This window comes from Phaeobacter sp. 11ANDIMAR09 (genome assembly GCF_001294455.1).
Taxonomy (GTDB): Bacteria; Pseudomonadota; Alphaproteobacteria; order Rhodobacterales; family Rhodobacteraceae; genus Pseudophaeobacter.
Genome location: NZ_LIKT01000053.1, coordinates 1 through 8,854, shown reverse-complemented (window position 1 = coordinate 8,854; position 8,854 = coordinate 1). Strand labels below are relative to the sequence as shown.

General features: G+C 53.9%; 8 protein-coding genes. 2 read left to right on the top strand and 6 right to left on the bottom strand.

Going from position 1 to position 8,854, the window contains the following annotated elements:
- Positions 1-283: 283 nt before the first annotated feature.
- Together AN476_RS21595 and AN476_RS21590 are read right to left on the bottom strand one after the other, a co-directional pair.
- Positions 284-1,273, bottom strand: a complete 990-nt coding sequence (locus tag AN476_RS21595) for an ImmA/IrrE family metallo-endopeptidase (protein ID WP_054463837.1) — start codon at positions 1,271-1,273, stop codon at positions 284-286.
- Positions 1,249-1,989, bottom strand: a complete 741-nt coding sequence (locus AN476_RS21590) for a hypothetical protein (protein WP_054463836.1) — start codon at positions 1,987-1,989, stop codon at positions 1,249-1,251. Before AN476_RS21590 ends, AN476_RS21595 begins: the two co-directional genes overlap by 25 nt.
- A gap of 394 nt (positions 1,990-2,383) precedes the next feature.
- Here AN476_RS21590 and AN476_RS22980 point away from each other — a divergent pair, with 394 nt between their 5' ends.
- Both AN476_RS22980 and AN476_RS21585 read left to right on the top strand, forming a co-directional pair.
- Entirely contained in the window at positions 2,384-2,992 is a 609-nt protein-coding gene (locus AN476_RS22980) for a transcriptional regulator (RefSeq protein ID WP_157063846.1), read from the top strand.
- A gap of 151 nt (positions 2,993-3,143) precedes the next feature.
- On the top strand, positions 3,144-3,791 hold the full coding sequence (locus AN476_RS21585) for a hypothetical protein (RefSeq protein WP_054463835.1): 648 nt from the start codon (positions 3,144-3,146) through the stop codon (positions 3,789-3,791).
- A gap of 92 nt (positions 3,792-3,883) precedes the next feature.
- Here AN476_RS21585 and AN476_RS21580 read toward each other — a convergent pair whose 3' ends face one another.
- The 4 genes from AN476_RS21580 to AN476_RS23160 form a co-directional block, all read right to left on the bottom strand.
- Positions 3,884-4,978 carry an endonuclease/exonuclease/phosphatase family protein gene (locus AN476_RS21580; RefSeq protein ID WP_054463834.1) on the bottom strand — a complete coding sequence of 365 codons (1,095 nt, stop codon included), beginning with the start codon at positions 4,976-4,978 and terminating at the stop codon, positions 3,884-3,886.
- Between the two features lie 317 nt (positions 4,979-5,295).
- Positions 5,296-5,844: a hypothetical protein gene (locus tag AN476_RS23165; RefSeq protein WP_216598415.1), complete on the bottom strand. Its 549-nt coding sequence runs from the start codon at positions 5,842-5,844 to the stop codon at positions 5,296-5,298.
- 467 nt (positions 5,845-6,311) lie between these two features.
- Entirely contained in the window at positions 6,312-7,937 is a 1,626-nt protein-coding gene (locus AN476_RS21570) for a phage/plasmid primase, P4 family (RefSeq protein ID WP_162930059.1), read from the bottom strand.
- Positions 7,930-8,854: hypothetical protein (locus AN476_RS23160; protein ID WP_216598414.1), on the bottom strand; the 925-nt coding region annotated here is incomplete at its 5' end. The genes AN476_RS23160 and AN476_RS21570, both read right to left, overlap by 8 nt.

Here is an 8,854-nt window from a genome sequence, read left to right as displayed (position 1 = left end):
ACTTGGCGAAATCCTTGGTCGCCCGAATATGCGACATCTGGGCTTTGTCGCCCATCTGACGAATATGCATATCTTCCATTATCCGCGCACGCAACGGGCTCATCTTCTCCTCCGTCATGAAATCCTCTTGTCACCAGATTGAGAAACCTCAATCGTCAAACAGGATCGACAGATCGCAAAATGCGCCGCCATACGTATGGTGCGCTAAATCAGCCAAACGCGCCATTGTCGCGTAACTGGCTTAGTTCTTGGGCCGTTTCCGGTCACACGCTCTTGTTTCAGATCATTTGTTGAGGGACAGTCCAAACAATCCTGGTATAGAAGTCTCAGTCATTGCTTCGCCATCTTCGCAAGCTTCCTTGAGTTGTTCTCTTGCGTACTCCAACTGCGACAGATTTTCACTTAATGCTTTGTCCTTTTGTACGTGCGACATGAAACCTTGATCTCCTTTTGAAAACGTAAGGCCTGCATGGATGAATTTCTCGAGACGGCAAGCGCTAGGCGCATGTGATCCTTCCAATAAGCCATCTTCAACCATCGCAAAGATCAGGAAATACTCTGAGAACAAAATCGGGTTCACACCAAGCATCCAATTCACACGTATCGCAAAATCGTCCGCTTGGTCTTCCATGCTACGACGCTCCGCGAGGGACTTAGTCTCGAGCTCGTCCAGATGGCCAAACACGTGGTGACCAAGTTCATGAGCCAGAACTATCGACAACGCACTCCTCATCCACCAAGAAAATTGATCATCATATTCACGGCTTTGCCAGAATGCTGAATACTGAGCTTCGGAGATGCCGGCGAATTTATTGAATGGCTCAGGAGGAGCAGATGTTCCGCCGTCTCTAATGACCTGCCTGCTGGTTTTAAGGAATGTTGACACAGCTTCCTTATATGGTCCGATAAGCTCAGCTTTGCCGAAGCGCCGTCCTGTGAGGTTGGCGTCAATCAGCGAGCCGACCAAGGATAGGAAGCCAGTGCTGATTTCAATTATAGGAGTGCCATTGGCATCCTCACCAGCATGAACTCTGCCAATTCGTTGATCGACGACAATGCGAATTTCAATCCTGTCGACTATCTCGAGCTCTCGGGGCTGCATTCCTTGCCGAAGGATCGGCAAAACTACATCGCGCACGTCTGCCTGTGTTACGTCTCGAATATATTTCGAAGCTTGCAAGGCAGGACTCGATTGGGCATTGGCCACGCTGCCAATGTTTAGGGGGGCAAGCGACAGTGCGCAAAGTACTATGGATCGAATGGCGAATACCATTTTGACAGTTCCTCAAGTTTTTTTCTGTCACTTTGGGCCACGCTAGTGGGGTTCAGCAAGTAACTCTCACCCGATTGGTTCCAGAGCCTTAGAGCATTGGTGCCCAGTGAATTTGCTATAACATCGGCGCGAGCATTTCCGATGACATTTAGAGCCCGTTCGAGGCGCTTTTGGTGAAGCGGCGCAACATCCTTAAACTGCCCAAACTCCTGTACCAAAAGGAGAGTTGAAACTGCTTGACTAAATTCAAGAACCCCTTCTTCACTCCCTCTGAGAAACATGAACGTGCGAGCACTATTTCTATTCGGCGGGTCTTTTTCAGCTGCTATTACAGGACTTTCTTGGGGTGCCTCCAGAGTCATTGGAAATGAAAATGTGACGTATGCGTAACCGACTAAAATGAGCAGTACAAAAATCGGGGTTGCAAGAATCACATTGGCCTTGGTAACGCCGCCATCAGTTTCAAATGCGAAGTCTACTTTCTGTAGGCTGCGCCAAAACGCGACCAGAAGTATCAGCGATATCGACACAATGATCACGGTTATTCCTATCCGTTCTGAAACGCGGACGATCAAGGCTAAACGGAATTCACTGTCTGGGTCTGTAGTTTGGGCAGAAGCCATGCTCGGCCAAATCAGCACGACCGAAACCAATGCCTGTATTCTGGCGGCGAATGTTACCTTCCGAGAATTGCGCATCAAGAAGAAATTTTCCATATAAGAGTGCTCAAAATAATTGCTTTCTGGTTCAGGCTGCCACAGCGAGTTTTGTCTATCAAGCCTCTCCGACGCTTCTGCAACGATGCTTAAAGAGCCATTCTAGGAAAATGGACAATAGTTCCGGCGGCGCTAAAAGACTTGTGAACTAGCCAGGGGAGGCCTTGTGCCCCCGCAGCGAACGGTAGGTTTGGCGGGCCGCATTGCAGCATGGAAGTCAATCGTCGGATGACAGCCTTGGGCCAGATAGTGGTGCCGGTGCTTCTCGCAAAGGTAGAGGTGGAACATTGCAGCATCTCTGCCCCCGTTAGAACACACTAATTTTGCATGTGGAATCAGTTCTACCCTGATACGTTCGACAAAACTTCTGAAGAGAGGGGCCCAAAGAGTGCTATTGTCAACTGCGGAAGATCTGGCCGCATTTACACAAGAACTGCAAAAGGAGACTGACCGTGGTCTACCATTGGTGGCAGCCGCGTTGATTGATGAGTTGCTGTCGGAAACCCTGCGCGGCTTCTTCATCGAGAATGGCTCGCCTGACAAGTTGTTGAATGGAGCTTCGGCACCGATCGGTACAATGTCTGCACGTGTGAACTTATGTCATGCGCTCGGATTAATAGATGACTATGAGAAATCCGAGACAGAGCTCATAAGGAAAGTTCGCAATCGCTTTGCTCATGCTCGACACGGTCTTTCGTTTGGCGACGCAACTATTAAAGGCCTTTGTTCTAGCTTCTCTAGCCCCGTTCCTGAAGGAGATGCATATCCCGCACACTCACCACGCTTTCGCCTGATGAACGCAACAATTTGTGTGGTGCTTAGGCTCTACCACAGAGCTGACTGGGTGGCGTTAGAGCGCCGTAAGCCTAAGGTTTGGGTTGAACCGGATTTCACTCGCTGGCGGTCTACCAAGGAAGAACCTCCACCAAAAGGCGATGTTGTTTTGGGCCTTCATCCACAGCAGGTGACCCCATTGACCTATGGCACTAAGCCGAAGGAATGAGCGTTATGCCGCGCGAAGCATGAATGGCCGCTTTTAGGAGTGGACCGCTGCGGCACATGACGCAACGAACGGCAGCTCAGGGCCGATAGACAAGACCTCTTCAAAACAATACTATTCATAAGATTTTGTTTTGGTTTGGATACTGCCGACAATGCCAACTTTGTACTCAGAGCTCCTTGATCAATTCGATCGATATGTAAACCTGGAGAAGAGACGACGGATTATTTACTTGCCTGGCCCTGATGGACCAAGTTTTCTGTTACATTATCAAAGCCATGATGATTTCGATCAAGCGGTGTTGAGCTTGCTCCTCGCGGCTTATGCCAGAACATTTGATTGTGAGTTTGTTTTGCGATCAATTGGATACGGAACCTATCAGGTGTCCTACACAGTCGTTGCCAAAACCAAGGAAGAGGCTAAAGCAATTGCTCGGCACATGAGCAACAGCAGGCGCATTGCAACTCTGACTGAGCATGCCGTTAGTGAAGAAGTGGTAGTGCAAGCACTTGATTCAGGGCAAACGGCAAGAGCATTGCTGCGCGACATGAAAACGGTACTAGATGACGCTAGCTCAACATCTGCAGAGGAAGCAAAGGCAGAAATCGACGCTATCGTTTCAATTGCGGAAACCGATCTGGGAATTTCGCATAGTGATGGGATAGAACTACCGGAGCGGCTGGCAAAACTTGACGAAGTTGCAGTCAAGTCGCCGCCTGCCAAAAGCAGCAGCTACTGGCGAGTGGGTGATGCCGTAGGTGCTGTGCTAGGCGGACTGTTGAAGTCGTTGGGAGCAGGCTAAATTCGCGTTTGTACAATGGCTGCTTTGCAGTAGCTGCAGTGCAGCGCAAGACTACTTCATCAAAGTCTGCAATGGGCCGAAAACACCTCTGCTCACGCCTCAGGAAGAAAACGTGCCAGATATTCGTCTGAGTAATCAACCTCAAGTTCAACCCAAATTGGAAGGTGATCGGACATCTCGTAGGTCATGAAGTTTGTGGCGTATTGTGCGTCAAAATCAGTGTATGGATCCTTGCCGTAAGCTGTCCGCATTGCGGCATTTATAGGCTCATAATGTTGTCTCTGTTCGATATCGGTTTTCCGACTGACGAACGGCGGGTCATCAGGGGCTGTTGGATCGCCCTCTTGTGCTGGGCCAAAAACCGAATTCCTCCAATCGAACACACCGTGCCGCAGCAGTCGCGTTTTGCGGGTCGAGGCACCTTTCTCCGTATAGGCGATCTGATCATAGAACTTGTCACCTTTCATGTTGGTAGCTTCGAAGCGCGGAACTTGCATGCCACTGTCTACGAGCGCTTGCCAAACTTGATCATCACGGCTTTCGATGTTCATATCGCCAAGGAAAACGAAAACCTGGTCCTCTTTCTTCGCACGTTTCAAAAGCGCACTTGTAATTGCTGAAATTTCCTCGCCACGCTTACGCAAGTCGTCACCATAGATGATGTGATTTGAACAAAGCGTGAAACGAAACCAATTCGACTGGAATGCGGCAAAGAAGGGTGTGCGCGCGATCTGGCCACCATCAGTCATCGCACTCGACGGGATTACTATTTCACCAATGACATTGCGGAAAAACACCTTGTCCTTATTAAAGACGAACCCCATTCGTTCGTGGTTAGCGCCCTCGTGGTTGCCAACGTCTGTGACGAAATAGTCCCAGTTGGGGCCAAGGAGACTCATGAGCCTTTTAACAGGGCCCAGATCATTGCGTAGTTCTTGGATAGCACAGATGTCGAAGGCTGAGACGATCTCCGCGATGTAGTGGTAGCTTTCATCAAGACGTGGCATTCCGCCGTCAAACGCACGGATGTTCCATGAACCTATTATGAGCGAATTGGGACGTCGCGCCTTTGAAATGCTTTGAGCCAGATCGTAGCGCAGGGTCAGAAGGCGGCGAGCGATCCATTCAGCTTTGTTTGGATAGATGGGGTCTGGATCGTAATTCTTCAGGTCGTGATAAAAAGGCATAGCATTCTCAATTCCGTATATCTAATTGTGAATAAATGTCTTAAGCACCTCCGAGTTGACAACATGTACTTCTAGTACGTCAATGCCCATGGCTTGAACCGGACGGTTATGTGCTTCTGCCACTATTTCCAATGTCTGCAATGCGAAAGTTGCGGTGCAGCATAGAAAGGCCTTGTAGGTGGCAGGTTTGGGCCGGATGGCGCCATGGGCCTGATCAGTTTAGCGTCGACTTTGCGAATGCCGGTTTCTGCACTTTTCTGACAAAGCTACCTGTGTTTGTTAAGCCGGAAGCCTGAGAGAGTGCCGAAGCATATACATCAGGGTTTTGGGCTGTTGCGCGAATTTGTGCTTGGGAGCGCCGTTTGGACGTAGCCGCAACACAGGGCCAAGGATTGGGCCATTTCGACTATGGCAAGGGTTGCAGCGTCCTGAGCCGTTTCATTGGATGAAGTGGCCCCGGCTTTGCGCAGGATCTCTGCTCGGCTAAGTTCATCTACACCGACCCATTGGGCAAGTTGGCGATAACTCACTCGGGCCAGACCATCGGATCGGCGCAGGCGGCGAGCGTCTTTCAGCGGTACAACCAGCTCACCGTCGGCAAGCACTGCGTTCATTTGACGTAAGCGTGTTGCGGCCGTGAGGGCGCGAAGACTGGGGCCGCGTGAGCCGCTTCTACCCGTGCCTCCAGTCGGATCAACTGTGCGCCCTGAAGAGTGTACGGCCTCGAAGACTTCCGCATAGTCCAGGACAGCAGCGCGCCCAGCTGGGTTGAGGATGCGCAGGGTTGAGTGCGTTTTCACCCGCCAAACCCGTGCTCGGTTCAGAACCACCTGACCATCGGCCCCTTGGCTGGTACCTGTCTCCATTTTAACCTGTTCAAGGCCGGGTCTTGCAAGCGAGGCCACGGTACCGTCGGCTAGTTTGGTTTTGGTATCCCAGGTAAAGGGAGGCAGTGTGACTTTGGGCGTTGCTCGAGTTTTGCGCTTTTTGACCATTCGTCTTTCCTTTCCGGGTGGAGGGGGAGACGGGTTGCCCACTCCCCAAAGTTCTCTAATTTTTCCGATACATGATTTTTTCTACCTATAGCGCGTACTCACCCTCTTCTTCTTTCTCACCCCTTTGTTTATTTTCAATAAGTTAGAAGAACAAAAGGGGTGAGTGTAAGGGTGAGAAAGGTGATGAATTTACGCCAGATTTGCGCCTTTTCGCTTACTTCTTCCCCGCCGGTTTACGGCGGGGGCCGCTTGGTCCTCGCTCTGTTTTACCCCCCGGGTGAGGGTTCTCCCCCTGTCCTAAACAGGGGCGCGGGGATCAGAAGGCATGTCTGGGGCCATCAGAATGCCGGTCCTTTCTCGGCCGGAGGGGCGCCTTTGGGCCTGTTGCCGGTGACGTGCTCCACCAGGTCTGCGGCCTCTGGTTTCCACTTCAAACCTTTCCAGTGCGAGCGCCCCCGGACAGGGCCGCGCTCAAAGCCCTTTTCGACCATGATGTCGCCCACTGTTTTCATCTGGAACAGCTGACGCCCTTCCTGTTCGCACCAGGCTTCATGCACCTTGTAAAATTCACTGACAGAGAGGCGACCCTTGGTTTCCTTGTAGGTCATTTCGGTCAGAAACACCCCGACGGGATCAGCCGATTCAAGCAGTTGGATCTTGAGGCGTGTCATAGGCTCAGGCAGGGCGATGCCGCGCCGCAGGAAGTCCTGAAAACCTTCCAGGAGCCAGTTCAGAATGCCGCTGGCCTCGCGGCGCAGTTCTGCCTCAACCTCAGCCTGGGAGCGCTGTTGGTCCTGCGGCAGGCTACGCAGATCCACGTCAAAGGGCACAAAGACCAACCGGCGGCGGGTGCCTTCGTCCTCATCTTTGATCTTGGGGGTGCGATTGCAGGAAATCAGCGGAATGCCGGTTGGCGTCCAGAAGAACGGGTTTTCGTAATTGCCCCGGCTCATACGCCGATCACCGCCAGTGAGGCCTTTGATTTTCTTGGCGCTCAACACGTCTCGCGCGCCTGGCTCGGTGGCGATATAGGCGCGGGCGCCGGGTAAATCGACTTCTTCGGGATTGGCGCCTGAGGGGCTTTGCTGGCCGGTGTCCAGGAACATTTCCACCTTGCAGGTGGCGGCATAACCATCACGGCGCCCTAACACGTAGGCGATTGTGTTCAGCAATGTGGATTTCCCATTCCCACCCGGGCCACGTAGCAACACGCATATCTGCGCGGGGTTCTGGCCAAAGAGGCAGGCACCAAGAATGCGTTGCGTGCAGTTCCTGATGGCCGCATCCGGCAGGATCAGTTTCATGAAGGCCAGCCAATGTGGGCAGCGGGCCGCTGGGTTAAAGCGCACACCACCGCATTTGCTGGGCAGTTTGGAGCGATCGGTGTCTTCCAGCCACACCATTTTGCTTTCGATCTCTTCGGTTTCGGTCGCGCCCTCGGGCCGCTGCCAGTTCCGCACGGCGCGCAGGTTCAGATCCCCATTGGGTAGGACCAGTGTCCAGGGATCGGCGTCCATATCTTCCACCTCGGCGCGGCGCTGGTGTTCGCAGGTTTCAAGCGCGCTTTTCACCTTGGCGGCATTGCCGCATTTGGTGGCGTGTTGGCGCAGTTTGGAAGCGGCGGCAAATCCCATCATTTGGCGGGCATCACTGGCGGACCGGACGTAGATTGGCGGCCGTCTGCGTTGACAGGCCTGAATGAAGTCTTCGATCTCCTGCTCTGTAGGGTCAAAGGTCCGTTGCAGATAGTCGGCCTCCTCCAGCACCAGGCGCCGCAGCCTGTGGCCGATCTCACGGGCGGCCAGCGCACCGGAACGGAAGGAATACCGTGTGCCATCCCAGACGGCCCACCCCTTGCCGGAGACAAAGATCAGATCTTCGCCATAGGCCGACAGAATGCGGGCAGCGTTGTCTTCATCGTTCATTTCCAGGTCAAGCCGCTCGGCAAGAGACATGTTAAACATAGAGTTCTCCATTTTTGGTGAGGTCTGCAAAATCATCGTCGTGGTCCCAGTGACCCCTTGGGATGGCCAACCGGGCGCCCTGTGCGCAGTGGTGCGCCAGCTTGGCTTCGGCGCGGGCCGCGTGCAGGCGGGCGGTATCCGGGCATTTGGTGCTGGGGTCGGCGAGGATAGTGGCGCGGGTGATGCCATCGGGGGGCAGCCAGCCGGGGCGCGGGTTTTCCAGATCTGGCACCGATGACGGCAAAGGTTTTCCTGTGCGCTCAGATTTGCCCCGGCGGGCGCCGGTCCTGGCTTCTGGTCCACTGAGGGCGCCAAGCGATAGGGCCGCCTCAACACGGGCCTTGAATCCGGGATTGCGCAAGCGGGTGGCGGCCAGCACCGCAAGGGTGGTTTCAATGCCTTCCCCGACCACCACCAAGGGGCAATAGGGCTTGGACAGGACAACGGGCTGACCCCAGATGGCGCCCGTGCGGCCTTTGAGCTTCTTTGGCACCTTGGAGCCGTCACCAAACCGGGCGCGGCCGCGTGCCGGGTCTTTGGGGTCAATCCAGGTCAGATGCACGCCCACCAGACGCTGGCGCCCGATAAAGCCCACCATCGCCGGGCCACGATGGGTGATCCGGGCGCGGTCACCGCCGGTGCCCTCATAGCAGGGCAAATCCGGGTGATAGCGCAGTGTTGGGGGCAAGCCACCTAATGCACCTATTCGAATGCCCCGGCCGCGTTCCAGATAGGCCGCCAGCCCGGGGTGATTAGCGAAGGAGGCGCGCCAGATCCGTAGCGCCTGTGAGATACCCCGTTCTGCCAAATCGCGGGATTGGATCTCGGCCTGTCTTTGGCGTTCTTCGGATTTGGCTTTGAACCGGGCGATGCGGGCAGGGTCGGCAGTGCGGTCTATCCCTTCCTGGTCAGCTAGG

Coding starts and splice junctions, on each gene's coding strand:
- AN476_RS21595 (WP_054463837.1), bottom strand. CDS start 1,273: ATGGTATTCGCCATTCGATCCATAGTACTTTGCGCACTGTCGCTTGCC.
- AN476_RS21590 (WP_054463836.1), bottom strand. CDS start 1,989: ATGGAAAATTTCTTCTTGATGCGCAATTCTCGGAAGGTAACATTCGCC.
- AN476_RS21585 (WP_054463835.1), top strand. CDS start 3,144: ATGCCAACTTTGTACTCAGAGCTCCTTGATCAATTCGATCGATATGTA.
- AN476_RS21580 (WP_054463834.1), bottom strand. CDS start 4,978: ATGCCTTTTTATCACGACCTGAAGAATTACGATCCAGACCCCATCTAT.
- AN476_RS23165 (WP_216598415.1), bottom strand. CDS start 5,844: ATGGAGACAGGTACCAGCCAAGGGGCCGATGGTCAGGTGGTTCTGAAC.
- AN476_RS21570 (WP_162930059.1), bottom strand. CDS start 7,937: ATGTTTAACATGTCTCTTGCCGAGCGGCTTGACCTGGAAATGAACGAT.